Annotated in this window: 21 protein-coding genes; 17 read left to right on the top strand and 4 right to left on the bottom strand. The window is 36.4% G+C overall.

The features are described from left to right. Window positions 1-51: 51 nt before the first annotated feature. Window positions 52-720, top strand: coding sequence for a TlpA family protein disulfide reductase (locus EK386_RS04900; protein ID WP_126657917.1), 669 nt, complete (start codon window positions 52-54; stop codon window positions 718-720). 73 nt (window positions 721-793) lie between these two features. After that, entirely contained in the window at window positions 794-1,090 is a 297-nt protein-coding gene (locus tag EK386_RS04895) for a cupin domain-containing protein (RefSeq protein ID WP_126657916.1), read from the top strand. Between the two features lie 48 nt (window positions 1,091-1,138). Here EK386_RS04895 and fabI read toward each other — a convergent pair whose 3' ends face one another. Together fabI and EK386_RS04885 are read right to left on the bottom strand one after the other, a co-directional pair. Continuing rightward, window positions 1,139-1,915, bottom strand: coding sequence for an enoyl-ACP reductase FabI (gene fabI, locus EK386_RS04890; RefSeq protein ID WP_126657915.1), 777 nt, complete (start codon window positions 1,913-1,915; stop codon window positions 1,139-1,141). Window positions 1,916-2,208: 293 nt separating this feature from the next. Beyond that, window positions 2,209-2,457: a ferredoxin gene (locus EK386_RS04885; protein ID WP_126657914.1), complete on the bottom strand. Its 249-nt coding sequence runs from the start codon at window positions 2,455-2,457 to the stop codon at window positions 2,209-2,211. A 105-nt stretch (window positions 2,458-2,562) separates the two neighbouring features. Between EK386_RS04885 and EK386_RS04880 the strand changes: the two genes are divergently transcribed. The 14 genes from EK386_RS04880 to EK386_RS04815 all read left to right on the top strand — a co-directional run bounded on the left by EK386_RS04880 (window position 2,563) and on the right by EK386_RS04815 (window position 16,805). After that, complete coding sequence (locus EK386_RS04880; RefSeq protein WP_126657913.1) at window positions 2,563-3,597, top strand: YpbB family protein; 1,035 nt, start codon at window positions 2,563-2,565, stop codon at window positions 3,595-3,597. Further along, window positions 3,597-5,036: a RecQ family ATP-dependent DNA helicase gene (locus EK386_RS04875; protein WP_126657912.1), complete on the top strand. Its 1,440-nt coding sequence runs from the start codon at window positions 3,597-3,599 to the stop codon at window positions 5,034-5,036. Before EK386_RS04880 ends, EK386_RS04875 begins: the two co-directional genes overlap by 1 nt. Before the next feature lie 222 nt (window positions 5,037-5,258). Continuing rightward, entirely contained in the window at window positions 5,259-5,915 is a 657-nt protein-coding gene (locus EK386_RS04870) for a LysM peptidoglycan-binding domain-containing protein (RefSeq protein WP_126657911.1), read from the top strand. Window positions 5,916-6,155: 240 nt separating this feature from the next. Further along, a complete protein-coding gene (locus EK386_RS04865; RefSeq protein ID WP_246027581.1) occupies window positions 6,156-6,914 on the top strand; it encodes a metallophosphoesterase in 759 nt (252 codons plus the stop codon). 67 nt (window positions 6,915-6,981) lie between these two features. Continuing rightward, window positions 6,982-7,956, top strand: coding sequence for a YpdA family putative bacillithiol disulfide reductase (locus EK386_RS04860; protein ID WP_126657910.1), 975 nt, complete (start codon window positions 6,982-6,984; stop codon window positions 7,954-7,956). A gap of 388 nt (window positions 7,957-8,344) precedes the next feature. Continuing rightward, window positions 8,345-9,202, top strand: coding sequence for an alpha/beta fold hydrolase (locus EK386_RS04855; RefSeq protein ID WP_126657909.1), 858 nt, complete (start codon window positions 8,345-8,347; stop codon window positions 9,200-9,202). A gap of 27 nt (window positions 9,203-9,229) precedes the next feature. Then, window positions 9,230-10,429, top strand: coding sequence for an acyl-CoA dehydrogenase family protein (locus EK386_RS04850; protein WP_126657908.1), 1,200 nt, complete (start codon window positions 9,230-9,232; stop codon window positions 10,427-10,429). A 74-nt stretch (window positions 10,430-10,503) separates the two neighbouring features. Beyond that, a complete protein-coding gene (locus tag EK386_RS04845; RefSeq protein ID WP_126658052.1) occupies window positions 10,504-11,481 on the top strand; it encodes a VOC family protein in 978 nt (325 codons plus the stop codon). A gap of 33 nt (window positions 11,482-11,514) precedes the next feature. After that, entirely contained in the window at window positions 11,515-11,994 is a 480-nt protein-coding gene (locus EK386_RS04840; protein ID WP_126657907.1) for a flavin reductase family protein, read from the top strand. 17 nt (window positions 11,995-12,011) lie between these two features. Beyond that, window positions 12,012-12,800 (top strand): 2-keto-4-pentenoate hydratase, encoded by a 789-nt coding sequence (locus EK386_RS04835; protein ID WP_126657906.1) that lies wholly within the window; start codon window positions 12,012-12,014, stop codon window positions 12,798-12,800. Further along, window positions 12,797-13,675 (top strand): acetaldehyde dehydrogenase (acetylating), encoded by an 879-nt coding sequence (locus EK386_RS04830; RefSeq protein WP_126657905.1) that lies wholly within the window; start codon window positions 12,797-12,799, stop codon window positions 13,673-13,675. Before EK386_RS04835 ends, EK386_RS04830 begins: the two co-directional genes overlap by 4 nt. Before the next feature lie 11 nt (window positions 13,676-13,686). Then, on the top strand, window positions 13,687-14,697 hold the full coding sequence (gene dmpG / locus EK386_RS04825) for a 4-hydroxy-2-oxovalerate aldolase (protein WP_126657904.1): 1,011 nt from the start codon (window positions 13,687-13,689) through the stop codon (window positions 14,695-14,697). Window positions 14,698-15,247: 550 nt separating this feature from the next. Continuing rightward, entirely contained in the window at window positions 15,248-16,483 is a 1,236-nt protein-coding gene (locus EK386_RS04820; RefSeq protein WP_126657903.1) for an MFS transporter, read from the top strand. Further along, a complete protein-coding gene (locus EK386_RS04815; protein ID WP_126657902.1) occupies window positions 16,449-16,805 on the top strand; it encodes an SDR family NAD(P)-dependent oxidoreductase in 357 nt (118 codons plus the stop codon). Before EK386_RS04820 ends, EK386_RS04815 begins: the two co-directional genes overlap by 35 nt. Window positions 16,806-16,883: 78 nt before the next feature. Here the strand turns inward: EK386_RS04815 and EK386_RS04810 are convergent, their stop codons facing one another. Both EK386_RS04810 and EK386_RS20420 read right to left on the bottom strand, forming a co-directional pair. Further along, a complete protein-coding gene (locus EK386_RS04810) occupies window positions 16,884-18,542 on the bottom strand; it encodes a methyl-accepting chemotaxis protein (protein WP_218939061.1) in 1,659 nt (552 codons plus the stop codon). A gap of 424 nt (window positions 18,543-18,966) precedes the next feature. Further along, window positions 18,967-19,041, bottom strand: coding sequence for a TetR family transcriptional regulator (locus tag EK386_RS20420; RefSeq protein ID WP_246027585.1), 75 nt, complete (start codon window positions 19,039-19,041; stop codon window positions 18,967-18,969). A gap of 41 nt (window positions 19,042-19,082) precedes the next feature. Between EK386_RS20420 and EK386_RS04800 the strand changes: the two genes are divergently transcribed. Next, entirely contained in the window at window positions 19,083-19,274 is a 192-nt protein-coding gene (locus EK386_RS04800; protein ID WP_126657900.1) for a hypothetical protein, read from the top strand. Window positions 19,275-19,414: the final 140 nt, after the last annotated feature.

Below are 19,414 nucleotides of genomic sequence, written 5' to 3'. Positions count from 1 at the left end.
GTTACTAGATTTCATTCATATAGTAGTAAAAAGTGTTGAAGGGGTGTGCTGGTGGGGAAGAAATTGCTTTCTCTTAGTATTACAATCTTTCTTCTTAGTGTCATTATTTATACAATCTATACGAATCTAAAAGAATCAACGAATAAAAGTGTAGAAGTGAGGGAAGAGGATCTTTTACAGGAGTTTGTTGATATTCCAATGGATGATACGACGATTACATACCAAATGATTGAGGAACCTGTCGTACATGACCATGAAGAACATGCACATGGGGAAGGAAATTTACCGTCAGAAGTTCGTACGTTAAATAGCGAAGCACCAGACTTTAAGCTTCAAACGTTAACGGGTGAAACCGTGAAACTTTCCAATTTTAAAGGCAAAAAAGTGTTTATTAATTTTTGGGCAACGTGGTGTCCACCATGTGTTGACGAAATGCCTGAAATTGAAAACTTCTATAAACATCATTCAGAAAAAAATAATGTAGTCGTACTTTCCATTAATTCAACAGATTTAGAAACGAATAAAGCATCCATTGAAAAATTTGTACAAGATTTTCATCTTACTTTTCCTGTTTTGCTAGATGAAGAGGGAGCTGCGTCTTATGCCTATCAAGTTTTAACAATTCCGACAAGTATTATCATTAATGAAGAGGGTAATTTAGTGGAGCAAATTATTGGTCCGGTAACAGAGGAAATGCTCATTGATAAATTGAGTTCATAAAATTGTTCGAATCGTTTGTTTCCTTCTGTAAGAAAATCTATTATGGTGAGAGTAAGGAAAGGGAGGTTGTTTTATGGAAGTTCTTTCTACACCCTATGTATTAAAAGAAAAGGCAAAGCAAGTAGGGAAAGTTTTTGGACAGGAAAATTTTGATGTGTTAAATATTCAATTAAAGACTGGCGAACAAGTACCAACCCATCACGCAGATTGTGACGTACTCATCATTGTAAAAAGTGGTGTCGTTACGTTTACGGTTGAAGAAGAAACGGTCGATTTAACAAGTGAACAAGTTCTTTATATCAAGCCTTTTGAAAAACATGGCTTAGTAGCAAAAGAAGATGTGGATCTAATTGTAATGAAAATAAAGTAAGTAAGAAAAGGACTCTTTATGTACACAACACGAAAGAGTCCTCATTTATTATCCCATAATATTGTAACCAGAATCTACGTAAATTGTTTCACCTGTCACGCCGCGTGATAGGTTACTTAACATTACAACAGTCATGTCGGCTACTTCTTCTTGGTTTGTATTGCGTTTTAATGGTGCTGTTTCTTCGATTTTGTGAAGAATCGTATTAAAGCTTGGTACACCTTTTGCTGCTAAAGTTCGAACAGCGCCTGCTGAAATGGCATTGACACGAATATTTTCAGCGCCTAAGTCAGCTGCTAAATAACGCATGGATGCTTCAAGAGCCGCTTTTGCTACACCCATCACATTATATCCATCAAGTACACGATCCGCACCTAAATAACTCATTGTCACAATGGAGCCGCCTTCTGTCATATAAGGACGAGCTGCATTGGCTACCGCTACTAAAGAATAGGCACTTGTATCTTGTGCAAAAGCATAGCCATCACGAGACGTCTCGACAAAACGGTTCTTTAAATCTTCTGCATTGGCAAAGGCTACTGAGTGGACAATTCCGTGAATAACGCCAAATTCTTCTCCGATTTGTGCAAATGCTTTTGTAATGCTTTCATCGCTATTAACATCACATTCTACTACCGCTGTTTTATAGTCTGTATAGTTTGCTAATACTTTTTCAATTTTCCCTTTTGATCGTTCTTTTCGATAAGTGAAAATTACATTCGCGCCTACTTCTAATAGTCTTTTGGCAATTCCCCAAGCAAGGCTTCGTTCGTTTGCTACACCCATTACGACTACATTTTTATCTTTTAATTGTAACAAATCCATGAAAATTTCCCCTTTATATTAAAATGTTATATCAGTTATTAGTACCAACTACTAATAAAAGTTTAACAGTAATTACGATGAAAATCAATGAAAAGAATTATGACTCGCAGGAATTGGTTTGGCTAATATTGAAGTGAGTTTGACTAATATTTCTCTTCATTTGGCTAATAAGTCAGCACATTTGGCTAATATCCCAAGCGATTTGGCTAATAGTCACTTGCTTCCCTCCAGAGAACAAATAAAAATACCCTATAAGAAAGACATTTTACTGTCTCTCCTATAGGGTACATTTACTATTCGTATTTTAAAGCATCGCCGTCAAATGATTCGTCTGCAACCTTAATTGAATCAGTTGGACAGCCTTCAAATGCATCTTGCATATCTTCCAGTAGATCTTCTGGAACTTCTGCTGTTCCCATGTTATCATCTAAAATAACGAAGGCAATCCCTTCATCATCGTAATCATAAATATCCGGGGCTGCAGCACCACAAGCGCCACAAGCGATACATGTATCTTTATCTACAATCGTATATTTTGGCATAAATCTTTCTCTCCTTTTCTACCTGCGCTCCAACAAAGCTTCTTTTCTATTCTAAATCTGTTTAATTTACTTTTCAACCTAAATACTAAAATGGAGGATTTGATTTTGATATTTCGACAAATTCTTTTGCAAATTTTCCACAAATTCAAACAAGAACGAACGATTTCTGCACCTTTCCACTTGCTAAGGGGCAAGCGTTCTGGGCAAACGATCCAAGATGTGGGCATTTTTCAATTACATATGTATTTTGGCATTTTACCAAAACTTTCTCGCAAAACCTATGATGAAGAGATTTCTAAATTAATAGAGGAACAATATATGACAGTTTCAGACGAAGGATACTATATATTAACAGCGAAAGCAAAAGAAATGAATCAAACTGTCGATCTACCTTTCAATGGCTGGCAATATCGTGGAAACGAACATCTCTTTTTTGCACGTCTGTCGTTAGTAATCCAAAGCTTATCCCATAAGGCGTATAACCAAATGTCTTTTTTACCCATTCAAAAAGATCCGCAAGTCCAAGAGTGGGTAAGAAAGTTTCTAATTTCACATCATTATCAAGAGCGAGATTTGCAACAACAACTATACGAGGAAATCATTGTCAGTCTTGAACAAGCTCCAATCGAACAGCATGCAAAAGTAATTGTGATGAAACGGTTAACGGGTTATAAAATCGCGGGCTATACATGGCAGCAATTAAGTATTTATGAAAATAAATCAGAAATGGATATCCAATTCATATATATTGCTTGCTTACATGCCTGGCTAAATGGAATTACAGATAAAGAAAGTCAGTTTCCCTTACTAGCTGCTATTGCCGAACAAGTGCGTGTTGCTATGCCGCTAAGTGGATCGGCTTATCAAACGGCACAACTTTTTCAACAAGGATACTCCATTGAGCAAATTAGTCAATACCGAAAGCTAAAAAGGAGTACGATAGAAGATCATATTGTAGAAATTGCGATGAATAATCCAAGGTTTGATATTCGTTCATTTATTACGGAGGAGGAAATTCATCAAGTAGTTAATGCAGTGGATGATTATAACACGAGAAAACTTAAAATCCTTCATGAAGTAATGCCGAATTTATCTTATTTTCAAATAAGATTAGTTCTTGCAAGGGGTGAAACCGTATAGTGGAAATTGAAAAAATATTAAAGGAACGATTTGGTTTTTCTACTTTTCGACCTGGACAAAAAGAAGTAATAGAGCAAGTGATGGGTGGCAATGATGTAATTGCACTTCTTCCAACAGGGATGGGAAAATCATTATGTTATCAACTACCTGGGTATATTTTTAATCAACCCGTACTCATTATTTCGCCGCTTTTGTCATTAATGCAAGACCAAGTAGATCAAATGAAACAATTCAAGGAAAAACGAGTTGTTGCACTGAACTCTTTTATGAATCCCGAACAAAAGAAGCAGACAATTTATCATTTAGAACAATATCGGTTTATTTTTATTTCACCTGAGATGTTGATTCAACCGCAAGTCCAACAAAAATTAAACACGCTACCGTTAGCTTTAATCGTTGTCGATGAAGCACATTGTATTTCACAGTGGGGGTTTGATTTTCGCCCAGATTATTTGAAAATAGGGGAGCTTTTTGGCAATCATCGTCCACCAATACTAGCTTTATCTGCTACTGCGACGAGTAAAGTGTTAAAAGATATTGAAGTGTATTTAAATATGAGTCAACCATATAAATATATTCATTCCGTGGATCGACCGAATATCCATTTAGCAAAGTATTCATTTTTAGAAAAAGAAGACAAGTTGGACTGGATTTTACGTCACGTTTTAGAAACAGAAGGACCTGGCATTATCTATACACAATCCCGTTCGAAAACAGAGAGTATTAGCGAACTTCTATTGCAACATGGTATTGCAGCAGCAAGCTATCATGGTGGGAAGGATCAATTAGACCGTCAATTTATCCAACAACAGTATATTGATGATTCCTTAGATTGGATTGTTGCAACCAATGCGTTTGGGATGGGTGTCCATAAACCGAATGTACGTCAAATTATACATGAAACCATTCCGGGCAATATGGCTAATTATATGCAAGAAATTGGGCGAGCTGGACGTGATGGCAAAGATGCTGTGGCGATTTTACTTTATGCGGAACGTGATGAGGAATTTGCGAAATTTGTCGGTATAGACGATCTCCCAAATGATCATCATATTGAACTTTATGAAACCTATCAACTAAGACAAGAACCACCTAATCAAATGATCCAAAATGGTGAAATCTCTGAAACATCCTTTCGAGTATTACAGTATTGGATGACTCAAAAATCAGCAAATGAAGTAAAAGAACTCTTTCAAACGATGAAATATGAAAAAATGCATGAAGTAGATGAAGTAATGAAACTAGTAAAAACAGAATGCTGTATGAGAGAAATTTTAGTGCAATATTTTGGGCAAGAGCTTGAGACGAAACCTACTAATTGTTGTACAAGTTGTGGGTTAACTTTAGAAAATCTACTATTACCACGTCAGCAAAAGGACCATGTTGTCGAAGAAACTCCTTGGCAGAAAAGGGTTGCTAAAATACTAGGAATTTCGTAAAGCTCTACTTCTTTTCTCCTTTTGTCGACAAAAATCTATGAAAATCACTTTTACCAGCATTTACTTTTTAAAGAAAATTCGTCATAATTAGATACAGTAAGTTTCATAAAGAGGTTCAAGGATTTTTGAATCGATTGAGAGATTTACTAGTTTACTCTTCTTCTTATGTAGTAAGTTTTACTGCCCGTTACGACGGGATAAAGATTGTTGGAGGTGGTACTCATGAGTAAAGAAGATTATCGAGAAAAATTTGAAGAACATCGACAATTAATCGAAGTAGAAGAAAAAAACTCGAGAATGTCACGCACTCGTAGAAAAGTTAAAAAGAAGAAACGGAAAAACCCATTAATGAAACTTCTTTTGTTTGTATTTATTGGGATTCCGTTAGTGGTACTCATTTATGTATCCGTTCTTTATACGCCTAAAGAAACAGAAGTGGTTAAAGATAACCGAGGCGGATCTGTCGTTGAAGTTCAAAAAAATACTACGGTTTCATCCAGTGGGAAAGAAGAGCCGCAACCAGTCATTAACGATGAAAAAGAAGAAGACAAAAAAGAAAAAGCTGATGAACAAAATAAAATAGAAGATGTAGCAAAACAATCAGAAGCAGATGCAGCGAAACTAGCAAAAGAGGCAAAAAAAGCCGAATTGGAAAAACAACAAGCGCTAGAGAAACAAAAAGAGCTTGAAAAACAAAAGGAACAAGAAAAGAAAGAAAAAGAAGCTTCTCAAAAAGTACATACGGTGCAATCCAATGAAAATTTATTTAGAATTGCAATGAAGTATTACAATGACCCAAGTGGTGTAGATAAAATTAAAGCAGCAAACGGCTTAGGTTCCGATAGTATTTCAGTTGGACAAGACCTAATTATTCCGTAAGTAGTGCTAGTCTTAGACTGTAACAATCTCGGTTCATCTCGGGGCTGTTTACAGTCTTTTTTCTTGTATCCAATTGTCGGCTAGTGTCTGTCGGAGCTTGCGCGAGTGCCTTTCGCTTCTCTAAATTGCTTTAGTTTATAAAATAATTTAAAATAACATCATTCACAAAATAGGTGGAATTGTAAAGACGGTGGTTCGTTTATACCTCGTCTTTTTGTTTTGGAACGGAGGGTCAGTTGGATGATTGTCATTTTACTTATTGTCCTAGTTGTATGTATAGGGCTTATAATTTACATGATCAAACAAGCATTTGAAAATAATGTGTTACACCATGACGTTCAACTCATGGGTGAAAAGGAGCAAGTTTCACTCTTTTTTATCTCAGATGTACATGTGCGAAAAATTAATGAGCAAATGATCAAAAATATAAACAAACCCATCGATGCAGTAATTATTGGTGGAGACTTTGCAGATAAACGAACGCCAATTGAGCGAATCTATCAAAATATTAGCATCCTTCAATCACTTGGTCCTGTTTATTTTGTTTGGGGCAACAATGACCGAGAAGTTGGGGAGGAACGATTACGCACAATTTTTAACGAAACGAATGTTACCATTATCGAAAACGAGTCATTCTTAATGCCAAACATGAAAAATCCTTTTCGATTAGTAGCGATTGATGATACATCTTCAAAAAATGCACGCGTCGATTTAGCATTCAAAGGGTGTAAAGAGCATGACTTAATTCTTTTTATATCCCATGACCCTCAAATTTTTAATAAAGTATTACAACGTTTCCATCCAATGATTATGCTCGGTGGTCATCTACACGGTGGACAAATTCGGATTGGTCCGTACTCTATGCATCCCCATGGTTCCTTTAAAGTTAGAAATGGAAAATATGAATTAATAAGTAATGGTTATGGTACGACTCTATTACCGATGAGATTAGGAGCCAAACCACAATGTCACATAATTGACGTAAACTTTATGAAGTAATTCAAGCCAAATGATTGGAAAATAGGATTATAATGAAGATAGGTATGTAATTAAGGAGATGTATGAAATGCAAAATGTTGATGCCATTATTGTTGGAGGAGGTCCATGTGGTTTATCCGCTGCGATTGAATTGAAAACAATTGGACTAAAGCCAATCGTGATTGAAAAGGGCAATGTAGTGAATGCACTATATAACTATCCAACTCATCAAACGTTTTTTAGTACGAGTGAAAAGTTAGCGATTGGGGATGTGCCCTTTATTATTGAAGAGCGAAAACCTCGCCGTAATCAGGCACTTGTTTATTATCGTGAAGTTGTGAAAATGAAAAATATCAAAGTCAATCGTTTTGAAAAAGTAGAATCTGTAACAAAAGAGCAAAATGGTCTTTTTACAGTCCAATCTGATCAATCAATGTACTCTACTCCCTTTGTAATTATCGCAACGGGGTATTATGATCAACCAAATTATATGAACATTCCTGGTGAAAATTTAACTAAAGTCTATCATTATTTTAAAGAGGCACATCCGTTTTTTGATACAGATGTCTTAGTAATTGGGGGCAAAAACTCTGCGGTGGATGCCGCGTTAGAATTACATAAAGCAGGTGCGCGGGTGACCGTTTCATACCGTGGAAGTGATTATTCGCCAAGCATTAAACCTTGGATCTTACCAGAATTTGCAGCTCTTGTTCGAAATGAAGAAATCACGATGCATTTTAATTCCACTGTGAAAGAAATTCGTGAACATGAGGTTTTACTAAACAGTGACGGTAAAGATGCAACGGTTAAAAATGATTTTGTGTTTGCCATGACAGGGTATCATCCAGATCATCAATTTATTCGTAACATGGGTGTCACGATTAATGAAGAAACAGGTAAGCCAACACATAATCCTGAAACGATGGAAACAAATGTCGAAAATTTATTCATTGCTGGCGTGTTAGCAGCAGGGAATAACGCCAATGAAATATTTATAGAAAATGGGAAATTTCATGGCGGCTTCATAGCGAATCATATAAAAGCAAAACAAAATAGTAAATAGTAGGAAGGGGGCTGTCTAGAAAGTTATACTTTCTGGACAGCTATGCTTCTAATGATATAATTTCGCTAAAAATCTGTGCTCCTGCGGTAGTAACAATAAATTGTTACATCCTCGTCGCAAAGGGGGCGTTCGAAAACTTTTCGAACGCCCCCTTTTTCGTGTTTCATGTAATTCGTAAGTTATATATGGTAAACAAATCAGAATTAGTAAACTATTTATTGAGTTTTCTAAAAATATTGAAAGTTGAAAATGCTGAATATAAAATTCAATTATCAAGTGAAAGCGCTTTAATAAAAAGGGCACATGTTTCTGATTATTATATAAGGGAAAGTAAAATCAGTAGTCCTTGAACTCATTAAAGTTCAATTTATATATAAGGGGTGTCTAAATGTCAATAATTACACGAAAAGTTAAAACAGGAAATTATGAAACATTGATCTATGAAGGTGGAAAAGGGAATCACGAAACGATTATTTTCTTACACGGCAGTGGACCAGGAGCAAGTGCTACATCAAATTGGAGAGATGTACTTCCACAATATGTAGATAAATTCCATGTAATAGCACCTGATATTATTGGCTTTGGTGATACAGACCATCCGACACAATACCCTGAAAACGGTGTTGAATGGATGAATTGGCGTATTCAGCAAGTGTTAGATTTAATGGAGGCTTTAGAAGTAAAGCAAGCAAATTTAGTTGGGAACTCGTTAGGTGGAGTAATTTCTTTATTCCTTGTCATGGATAGCCCGAAAAGATTTAACCGTGTTGTGTTAATGGGAGCTGGTGGCGGATTAACGGAACCAACGCCTGAACTCGCAAAACTAGCAAACTTCCATAAAGATCCTACGCCAAAAGCTTTAAAGAATTTATTAAGCTGGTTCTTATATGACATGACCGGAATGGAAGACAAACTCGATGCCATTGTAGAAGAACGTATGGCGCTATTTAATCGTCCGGATGTTCGAAAATCTTATGAAGAGAACTTCACCAAGTCTCACCTATCCGATATGTTAATCCCACCTTCTGCTTTAAAACGAATGACAAATGAATTTTTATTGATTCATGGACATCAAGATTGGTTTGTTCCATTAGCAAGTAGCTTATATGTGCTGGATTATTTAGAAAATGCAGAACTGCACGTATTCAAACGATGTGGTCATTGGGCTCAAATTGAACAGAAAGATCAATTTATCAAATTAACAAAGGATTTCTTTGAACAAGCAAAAGAAGTTAGCCGAGTATAATTCATTAATTTTGGGGAGTGTGAAAATATGGAACAAACGGTAGTAGATACTAGAAAAATGTTAGTAGAACGGGCAAGGAAATTAATACCGATGTTACGTGAATGTGGCTTACAAATTGATCAAAATAGTGAATTACCAAAAGAAGTTGTAGAAAAATTGCAGCAAGAGGGGTTAATGAAAATATTACGCCCTGAAATTTTTGGTGGCTATCAAACCGATATGCGCACGTATATCGAAGTTGTTACTGAAATATCAAGAGGAAATGGTTCAGCGGGCTGGTTTGTATCATTAAGTAACATTCGCGATTATATGATTTCCTATGCATTTGGTCGGAAAGCATTGGAAGACATTTTTGGACCAAATCGGGATAAGGATGTTATTTTAGCAGGGAATTTTAAACCGATTAAAATCGACATCGAAAAAGTAGATGGTGGTTACTATATAAAAGAAGCGCAATGGCCATTCGTTTCTGGTAGTCCTCATGCAGACTGGTTGTATTTCGGCTTCCCATTGGCAGACGAAAATGGTGGGGTAGAAATGGCCATCATGGTCGTACCAAAGGAAGATGCAACAGTTCTTGATGACTGGAATGTAATGGGCTTAAAAGGTTCAGGAAGTAACAGTGTGAACTTAAAAGACGTATTTGTTCCAGAACATCGCGTTTCCTTAGATCGACTTGCTCGGGCTGGTCACTACATCATTGATGAATTAAAGGATGTTCCGTTATATCAAACACCATTTGTTCCATCATTAACACTATCGATTGTAGGTCCTGCATTAGGTATTACAAAAGGTGCAATGGATTTACACATGGAACGAGTATCACGTGCTGGAATCGGAAACACCTTCTATACAAAAATGAATGAGGCACCGGTAACCCACTTACAAGTTGCTGAAGCACAACTAAAAATTGACCTAGCCGAGCTTCTATTACATCGCGCAGTAGATTTATTAGATGATTATTCGGAAAAAGGTCAAAAGTTGACGATGGAAGAAAGCATAAAAGTAAAAGCAGACTTTGGCTACGTGAATCAATTATGTAAAGAATCGATTGATTTAATGACGGCTGGAGCAGGTTCCGTATTCTCCTACAATGGAAATTTATTCCAAATATTCTATCGAGATTTCTTATCGATGCATTTACATGGCTTTATTACACCATCCAGTTTAGTAGAAACATATGGACGCGTTATGTGCGGTTTAGAGCCAAACACATACTTTGTTTAAGCAAATGAAATAATTGCAAGGGGATCAATTTTATTAATTTCATATAATCAAGGGGGAAATGATTGATGAGTACAATTCAAACACCTGAAATTGCAAAATTAGGACATTTTGGCTTAGTAACAACAGATTTAGAAAAATCACTATGGTTCTTTAAAGAAGTGATTGGTCTTGAAGAAACAGAAGTAAAAGACGGCGTGCATTACCTAAGAGCTTGGGGAGATTTCGAACATCATACAATGTATGTTCGAGCAGGCGATGAACCGCATGTCGACCATATTGCTTGGCGTACAAAAAGAGCCGAAGACGTAGATGCGTTTGCTAAAAACCTAGAAGAATCAGGTGTCGAAGTTCGTTGGGTAACTGAAGGTGCTGAAGCAGGGCAAGGCAAAGCATTCCGTTTTGAGCTACCGAGTGGTCATACGCAAGAAATCTATTTTGAAATGGAAAAAACGTTGGCTTCAGCTGAAAGTCGTTCGGTATTAAAAAACCAATCCCATAAATCTTGGGCTCGTGGTGTATCACCAAGACGTATTGACCATGTGAATCTATTAACTTCATTATTAGCCAATGAAGTTGCAGATTTCTTACAAGAGAAACTTGGCTTTAAACTAAGAGAATGTGTTCAATTACCAGATGGAAATTTAGTTGGTGCATGGCTAAGTGTTACACCATTAGTTCATGATATTGCGATTAGTCATGACCCATTTGCACCAACGACACATCAAGTACACCATGTTTCATATTGGTTAGATAATGCACAAGACTTATTACGTGCAGCGGACATTTTAAAAGAAAATGGCATATTCTTTAAAGGTCCTGGTAAACACGGAATTTCACAAGCGATGTACATTTACGCCATCGATCCTGGTAGTGGATTACGTGTAGAGTTATTTACGAATGGTTATTTAATTTTTGAACCAGATTGGGAGCCAATTGTATGGAGTGTCGATGAAATGGATATCGGCTTCACATATTGGGGCGATCAAATGGACAATAAACCAGAAAATAATCCAACAATCAGTGCGCAGGAGAAAAAATTAATTAGGGGCTAGATACTAGCTCCTACAACTTGGGAGGTTGACAAAATGGAAGATCGTTTATTTCGTGATGCAATGGGGAAGTTTGCAACAGGTGTTACAGTTGTAACGACACAATTTGAAAATAACACGTATGGAATGACAGCAAATGCTTTTATGTCTGTTTCTTTAGATCCAAAACTAGTGGTCGTATCAATCGGTCATAAAGCGAATTTTTTATCAAAAGTGAAAGAAAGTAAAAAGTTTGCAGTGAACATCTTAGCAGCAAATCAAAAACACTACTCACAAGCTTTTGCTGGACAGTTAAAAGAAGAGATTGAAATTGAATTCAATCAACTAGCTGGCTTACCGGTATTAGCTGGTGCATTAGCCCAAGTGAGCTGTGAGGTTGTGGCAGAACACGTTGAAGGCGATCACACTTTATTTATTGGCAAAGTTCTAGACATTAAACTAGAAGATGGCGAACCGCTTATTTTCTACGCTGGTAAATATCGTGAACTAGTAGAAAACGAAGTAAAAGCGATCTAATTAGAGGGGGTACTAGGATGAACATTGAAACTGCTGCAAACGCTCTTTTAAATGCAGAACAGGAAAGAACAACGATTGCCCCTTTCACATCCTCAACAGATATTTCTGCTGAGGATGCTTATCGTATTCAGTTACTGACGATTGAACGAAAGATTCAACAGGGTGCAACACTTAAAGGGATGAAAATTGGATTAACGAGTAAGGCAATGCAAGACATGTTAAATGTGTATACACCGGATTATGGCCATATTTTAGATGACATGGTCTATGAAGAGAATGAACCAATTGAAGTAGATAAATTTATCCAACCAAAAGTAGAATTTGAAATTGCCTTTGTATTAAACCAAGATTTAAAAGGTCCGAATATTATAGAAAACGATGTATTGCAAGCAACGCAATATGTTGTGCCTGCCATCGAAATCATTGATAGTCGCATTGAAGACTGGAAAATTAAATTTGAAGATACGGTGGCAGATAACGGTTCATCTGCTGGGGCTGTTTTAGGTAAAAAGAAAACACTTCTAAAGGGAATTGATTTAGCAGCTATTGAAATGAAGGCATTCAAAAATGGCGAACAATTTGATTCTGCAACGGGGGCTGCTGTGTTAGGAAATCCCGTAAAAGCAGTCGTCTGGTTAGCAAATGAACTAGCAAACTATAACATTTCCCTTCGCAAGGGAGATTTCGTTTTAGCAGGTGCTTTATCAAAAGCAGTTCCTTTTGAGGAAGGCGACCAGTTTTCTGCAGATTTCGGCGTGTTAGGAGAAGTATCGATTTCTTTTGCCAAGGCAGGTGTCAAAAAATGAAAAAGTTAAAAGTCGGCATTATCGGTTCTGGAAATATCGGAACGGATTTAATGTATAAAATTGAGCGAAGTGATGCCCTTGAAATGAGTGTCATGGTCGGGATCGATCCTGAATCAGAAGGGTTAAAGCGCGCGGCCGATCGAGGATACGTAGTCATTACGAATGGTATTGAGGGGTTAATGGAACATATCGAATTAGTCGATATCGTATTTGATGCCACAAGTGCTTATGCTCATAAAAACCATAGTGATTTATTAACAGCGGCGGGGAAAAAGGTAATTGATTTAACACCAGCAGCAATCGGTCCATTTACCGTACCGCCTGTAAATTTAACAGAACATTTCGAAAAAGATAATTTAAATATGGTAACTTGTGGTGGTCAAGCAACGATTCCAATGGTTAAGGCCATTTCAAGAGTTGTCCCTGTTGAATATGCAGAAATTGTGGCAACCGTTGCAAGTAAAAGTGCTGGTCCTGGAACACGTGCCAATATTGATGAATTCACCCGCACTACTGCAAAAGCAATTGAACAAGTGGGCGGGGCTAAAAAAGGGAAGGCAATTATTATTTTAAATCCTGCAGAACCTCCAATTATTATGCGTGATACAGTTCATGCATTAGTTGAAGAGGAAGGTAAGGAAGAGGAAATTATCGCTTCTATTGAAAAAATGGTAGAGGAAGTACAAACGTATGTACCAGGTTATCGTTTACGAGGTGTTCCTCAATTTGATGGAAGAAAAGTATCTGTATTTTTAGAGGTAGAAGGTGCAGGCGATTTCTTCCCTCCATATTCAGGAAATCTAGATATTATGACAGCAGCCGCAGCACGAGTAGCCAATGAACTTGCAAAACAGTTAGCAGCTGCAAAAGCGTAGGAGGGACTAATATGAAATCACGATCTTTTGAACTATTAGATGTTACACTTCGAGATGGTAGTCACGCCATGAAACACGCCTTTACAGTAGAACAAATCCGCCAAACAGCGCGTGGATTAGATCAAGCGGGGATTGGTTATTTTGAAGTTTCACATGGAGACGGTTTAGGAGGCTCTTCATTACAATACGGCTTATCAAAAGTCCAAGAATTACAATTAATTGAAGCCGCAGCAGATGTATGCGAAAATTCTAAGGTTTCTGTATTGCTTATACCAGGTATAGGGATAAAGGAAGATTTACAGGATGCCGTAAAAGCCGGAGCAAAAATGGTTCGTGTAGCCACACACGTAACAGAAGCGGATGTGGCAGCACAACATATAGCGCTAGGTCGAGAATTAGGTTTAAAAACAGTCGGCTTTTTAATGATGGCGCACATGGCACCTGTGGAAAAAGTGGTGGAACAAGCAAAATTATTTGAAAGCTATGGGGCGGAAGTAGTTTACGTTACCGATTCAGCGGGCTACATGTTACCTCAAGATGTAACGGAGAAAATTGCCGCGCTAAAACAATCAATTGGTTGTGAAATTGGCTTCCATGGTCATAACAATTTATCGATGGCAATGGCGAATACTGTTGCAGCGGTTGAAGCAGGTGCTACTTATATTGATGGTAGTTTAAGAGCTTTAGGCGCAGGTAGCGGGAATACGCAAACAGAAGTCATGGTGGCAGTATTAGAACGACTTGGATTTAACACAGGCGTTGACCTATATAAAATTATGGATGTAGCAAACGAGATCGTTGCGAAATTTATGCAACGACCACAAGAGATTACGGGCTCCAGTCTGATTATGGGCTACTCTGGTGTGTATTCAAGCTTCTTACTCCATACACAAGCCGCAGCACAAAAATTTGGTGTTGATGAGCGTGATATTCTAGTAGAATTAGGTCGACTTAAAGCAGTGGGTGGACAAGAAGACTTAATTTATGATGTAGCTCAACAGATTGCCTTAGCAAGAGTGTAATATCCAATTTAAACTCCTTCAATCTTTTGAGGGAGTTTTTTTAAAAGAGTTGATTGTAAAAGTTATCAAATTGACACTTCATAGATCCTTCATACCTTTCCACAAACGTAAGCAATTCATTGAAATTAATCTCCGTGTCTCTTAAACATTTCTTGAACAATCGTATAGAAATCATCGTAAAAGATTGCATTAAGTCCTACGTAAACGATATATTAGTCAATTCTTCTTATAATAAAAAGTTAATAAAAAGAAATGTAACTAGTTTTTGTTCTGAAATCTGTTTTAAGTAAGAAAGGACAGGCGCTTTAAATGTTTTTTTAAGAAAATAAGTGTAGTAAAAAGTCTTAGTTTACTTTCAAAAAGTAGTATAAAAGTATTTGAGTTTTGTAAACTTGTTGTAAATATTTAACTTAGAAAATATTATTAAGTTAGTATTTGAAGGCGTTTTATTTCTCGTTGATACTAATTTTGGCTAAAGGAGTGATTGCCGAAATATAATTGATTTTTACTTTTGCAATGATATTTAAGTGAAAAACAAGGGGGTTTGTTCATGAGTAAGGTAATTAATCGAAACTTTTTAAAGTTCTTAATTGTCATTATTGCTTTCCAAGACGTAGCAGCCGGTGTTGCAGGATCTATTATGGCGGACATTATTGCTGCTTATCCAGACTATAATCCAACGGTTGTTATGCTTGTAGCAACTTTCCCTGGTCTCATTCAAATTGTGCCTGCATTGTTTTACGGGAAATTATCCTCTATTTTTAGGAAGAGAACACTATTATTCACAGGTTTAATTTTGTTCATGATTGGTGGGATTATGCCATTCTTCATAGATAGTCTTCCATTAATCATTGCCTTCCGTGGATTATTAGGACTTGGTGTAGGGATTACAATGCCGTTATCGGTGGATATTATATCAGACTTCTTCGATGGTCGTGAACGTGATTTCTTAATTGGTTTCGGTACTTCAACAATTGCATGTATCGGTGCGATTTTCTTCCAATTAGGTGGCGGAATTTTAGCGGATATGTATGGCTGGCAATATGGATTCTTAACGTATTTATTCCCGATTTGGATTTTAGCATTAACGTTCTTGTTCTTACCTGAACCAGAGAAAAGACAAAAGTTACAAGAGACGAATGTTCAAAAAGTTAAACCCCCTAAAGTTATCTTCGGCGTTTCTTTAGGTCAAGTGTTCTTTTCTGCTTTAATTTTTGGCTATGTAACAAATATTTCAGTAGTGATCGCAAGTGAAAATCTAGGAACAGCTACACAAGCGGGCATGGCCATTTCTGTCTTTACATTTGGAACGTTATTGGCTGGCTTTGTCTTTGGTCGTGTAAAACATATGATTCCTGTATCGTATATTCCCGTAGCAGTTTTCTTAACTGGTTTAGGGATGGCTATTTGTTACTTCTCACATAGTTTAACTATGATCTTTATCGGTAGTATGATAGGTGGAGCAGGTATGGGTATCGGTCTACCAGGAGTATTTGCACGTGTTGCAGAAGCTACTCCAAAAAATAGCACGACATCTTATGTTGGTTTAGTTGTTGCGGCACAAGGAATTGGCGGTATAATGGGACCATTTGCTTTTGGGGCTATTATAAACATGTTTAATCAAGACATCGGTCGTTTCCCACTTCTTGTAAGTACGATAGGTTTATTTGCACTGGGAGTGGTTTGGTTAATAGCCGTTAAAGTAGCAAAACCAACTGATACACCAGATATTAAAATAGATAACCTAAATAATGAAGAAGAGGTATCCCCTGCGCTTACAAAATAAAGTGGTCATTATTACAGGGAGCACATCAGGCATAGGAGAAGCAACAGCAAAACTATTTGCAAAAGAAGGCGCAAAAGTCATTGTGACAGGTCGTCACGAAGAAAAAGGGAATGAAATTGTAAATGAAATAATAGAGCAAAATGGAGAAGCGCATTTTGTTCAAGCAGATATTACTGAAAATGACAGTTATCAAAAGATTGTGAATGAAACACTCTCAAAATATGGTCAAATTGATATTTTAGTCAATAACGCTGGAAGAATCATTGAAAAACCATTCCTTGAATTTACTGAAAGCGATTGGGATTACTTTATCAATAAATAGATAATAAAAATGCAAATCTTACTTCGGTAAGGTTTGCATTTTTACACGCTTAGAACGTTGGCTATTCAAATGATGTTTCTAAATTTTAAATTGGCGAACTAATCCATTCAGTTTTTCAGATAATTTCGCAAGTTCATCGGCATTATTGGCTACCTCTTCCATTGAGCTGCTTATTTGTTGGGACGAGGCAGAAGTTTGTTCTACGCCTGCAGCTGACTCCTCAGAAATAGCAGCAATTTCTGAGATAGATCCATTTATTTTTTCACTATTTGAAGCAATACTAGATAAATTTTCAACTACTGTATTAATATTGTTGGTCATTTCTGTTATAGCTGAATTTATTCCAGTAAAAGTTTCCTGAGTCTTCATTATTTGGCTAGTTCCTTGTTGAACTTCCGTATATCCATTCTGTAATGATTGCGTTACTGTACTAGATTCATTTTGTATACCATTAACAATTCCTGTTATACTTGTTATTGACGTTGATACTTGCTCAGCAAGCTTTCTGACTTCATCTGCAACTACGGCAAAACCTTTCCCATGTTCACCTGCTCTTGCGGCTTCAATTGCTGCATTTAACGCTAGAAGGTTGGTTTGATTAGCGATTTCTTGAATAACAGAAACCAATTTTGATATTTCTTGTGACTTAACATCTAAGCCCTGTACTTTTTGGACTGCCTCTTGTACAATCTGGTCAATCTTAGCCATTTGATTGCTAGATGCTTCCATTAATTTACTGCCTTCATTAGTCATTTGAAAAACTTCATTTGATGCTTTTTGAATGCTCTCTCCATTTGTATTAGTTTCTTGAATTGAAGTTGAAAATAACCCCATAAAGGAGGCTAGTTCACTAGTAGTTCGAGCTTCTGATTCTGTACCAGCAGCCAATTCATGCATAGTATCAGCGATTTGTTGGGAACCAGCATTCACTTCAGTAGCTGATTGAGTTAGCTCCCCGCTTTGACTTGTTATTAATTCAGAGGCAACATTTATTTCACTTAATAATTTGCGAATATTGTTACTCATTTCGTTTGTAGCAACAACTAGTTGACCTACTTCATCGTGTGATTTGGTTTCTAATGGCTCATTACTTAAATCACCACTTGAAATTAACTTCATTCGGTTCATTACTTTTATAATTGGCTTCGCAATGATAGTGGAGGTAATCAGTGCTGCTGCTATACTAATCAAGATAATCAAAATGATTACTATTGTAGATATAACTAGTGTTTTTTTTCCATTTGCTATAACTTTACTTTCTTTTTCATTAATGGTATCTCGACTTTGTTCTGCTAATTCTTTATAACCCATTACTATTTCTCGTATAACCTCGTTTTGTTCTGCTAGATTTTGTCGAGCTAATTCTATATTCCCTTTGTCATACTCTTCAAAAACTTCTTTTGCAACAAACTCTCGCCATTCAACGGTCTTTTTGATAAGTTGGTCAAATTCTTCTGAAGCTCCGATCTCTCTAACCATTGCTTCATAACGCTTACCCTCTTCTGTATACTCGTTAAATCGGTCTTTATAATCATTGCCATATAACACATAACCCCGGGCATTTGCTATTCGATCAGCCATTGTTTTAGCCATTCCTTCATTAGCAATTAATAGTGGCAGCTCTTTCTCTACAATGTTTTTAGCTTCATCATTGCTCTTCTTGATTACCGAATAATTATAAGCCCCAAATAGAACAACTAGTAAAATAACTAATGAAAATCCTAAGAGCATTTTCATTTTTATACTTTTAAAATTAAATCGTTTTTTCACTTCATGCACTTCACTTTCTTATAGTTTGTATTCCATAGTTGCCTAAAATAAACGCTTAAGTCCCCCAATTAATTGCTTGTTTTACCTAGTTTTCTAGTAGAAGCTTAGTTATCCATATGTAAAAATTTAAATTTCGTTAAAAGAGGCTTGCTAATAAAATTATTTGTCCATTTATTAAATAGCTTCTATTTATTATTAAAAGTTTTTGTTGTAAAGTCGAAAAACTATTAAATTAGCACTAGTATTTAATCTTAAAGCTTTTTTTAATTGTGATAATATCGTCCTATATTAGGCATATAAGACAATATTATAGCAAATTATAATAAAATAACAATCTATTCGAAAAAGAAAGAGAATTACTACATATTCACTTCCTTAGGTTTGTTACTAACTATTCGTATTTATCTTCGAAGCGTAGATAAAACGTTCCTCGATTAATATCTACTTTTTCCACAATTTCGTTGATCGTAATTTCTTGAAAATCCTTTTCTTCGATGAGAGATATACATGCATCAAATATCGCTTTTCGTGTTTTTCTTTTTAATAGCTAAGGGTGTTAATGGTGTGAAGGTATCAAAGCGTTTAGGACACGCAAACGCGAAAATCACGTTAGAAACCTATGCTTACCTTATTCCAAATGAGATTTATCTTCATTCAGCAGAAGAATCCCACTTCTATAAGTGTGGGATGAATGAATAAAAGTAACGATTTTAGTGGGGGTCAAACCCCGACTGAATGAAGATAAAGCCCCAGGCGGATTTAACGTGGATAAAAACCAATAAAAATTAACTAAAAATGTTTAGCAACATCAACAATTTCTACTCTAGTACTATAAAAAT

This window comes from Lysinibacillus antri, from assembly GCF_003977595.1.
In the GTDB taxonomy this organism is placed as follows: Bacteria; Bacillota; Bacilli; order Bacillales_A; family Planococcaceae; genus Ureibacillus; species Ureibacillus antri.
This window is presented reverse-complemented; position numbering and strand designations above follow the sequence as displayed.

Excerpts from the sequence above, each read along its gene's own strand:
- EK386_RS04895 (WP_126657916.1), top strand. The coding sequence starts at position 794 with ATGGAAGTTCTTTCTACACCCTATGTATTAAAAGAAAAGGCAAAGCAA.
- fabI (WP_126657915.1), bottom strand. The coding sequence starts at position 1,915 with ATGGATTTGTTACAATTAAAAGATAAAAATGTAGTCGTAATGGGTGTA.
- EK386_RS04885 (WP_126657914.1), bottom strand. The coding sequence starts at position 2,457 with ATGCCAAAATATACGATTGTAGATAAAGATACATGTATCGCTTGTGGC.
- EK386_RS04870 (WP_126657911.1), top strand. The coding sequence starts at position 5,259 with ATGAGTAAAGAAGATTATCGAGAAAAATTTGAAGAACATCGACAATTA.
- EK386_RS04865 (WP_246027581.1), top strand. The coding sequence starts at position 6,156 with ATGATTGTCATTTTACTTATTGTCCTAGTTGTATGTATAGGGCTTATA.
- EK386_RS04860 (WP_126657910.1), top strand. The coding sequence starts at position 6,982 with ATGCAAAATGTTGATGCCATTATTGTTGGAGGAGGTCCATGTGGTTTA.
- EK386_RS04855 (WP_126657909.1), top strand. The coding sequence starts at position 8,345 with ATGTCAATAATTACACGAAAAGTTAAAACAGGAAATTATGAAACATTG.
- EK386_RS04850 (WP_126657908.1), top strand. The coding sequence starts at position 9,230 with ATGGAACAAACGGTAGTAGATACTAGAAAAATGTTAGTAGAACGGGCA.
- EK386_RS04840 (WP_126657907.1), top strand. The coding sequence starts at position 11,515 with ATGGAAGATCGTTTATTTCGTGATGCAATGGGGAAGTTTGCAACAGGT.
- EK386_RS04835 (WP_126657906.1), top strand. The coding sequence starts at position 12,012 with ATGAACATTGAAACTGCTGCAAACGCTCTTTTAAATGCAGAACAGGAA.
- EK386_RS04830 (WP_126657905.1), top strand. The coding sequence starts at position 12,797 with ATGAAAAAGTTAAAAGTCGGCATTATCGGTTCTGGAAATATCGGAACG.
- dmpG (WP_126657904.1), top strand. The coding sequence starts at position 13,687 with ATGAAATCACGATCTTTTGAACTATTAGATGTTACACTTCGAGATGGT.
- EK386_RS04820 (WP_126657903.1), top strand. The coding sequence starts at position 15,248 with ATGAGTAAGGTAATTAATCGAAACTTTTTAAAGTTCTTAATTGTCATT.
- EK386_RS04815 (WP_126657902.1), top strand. The coding sequence starts at position 16,449 with ATGAAGAAGAGGTATCCCCTGCGCTTACAAAATAAAGTGGTCATTATT.
- EK386_RS04810 (WP_218939061.1), bottom strand. The coding sequence starts at position 18,542 with ATGAAAATGCTCTTAGGATTTTCATTAGTTATTTTACTAGTTGTTCTA.
- EK386_RS04800 (WP_126657900.1), top strand. The coding sequence starts at position 19,083 with ATGCATCAAATATCGCTTTTCGTGTTTTTCTTTTTAATAGCTAAGGGT.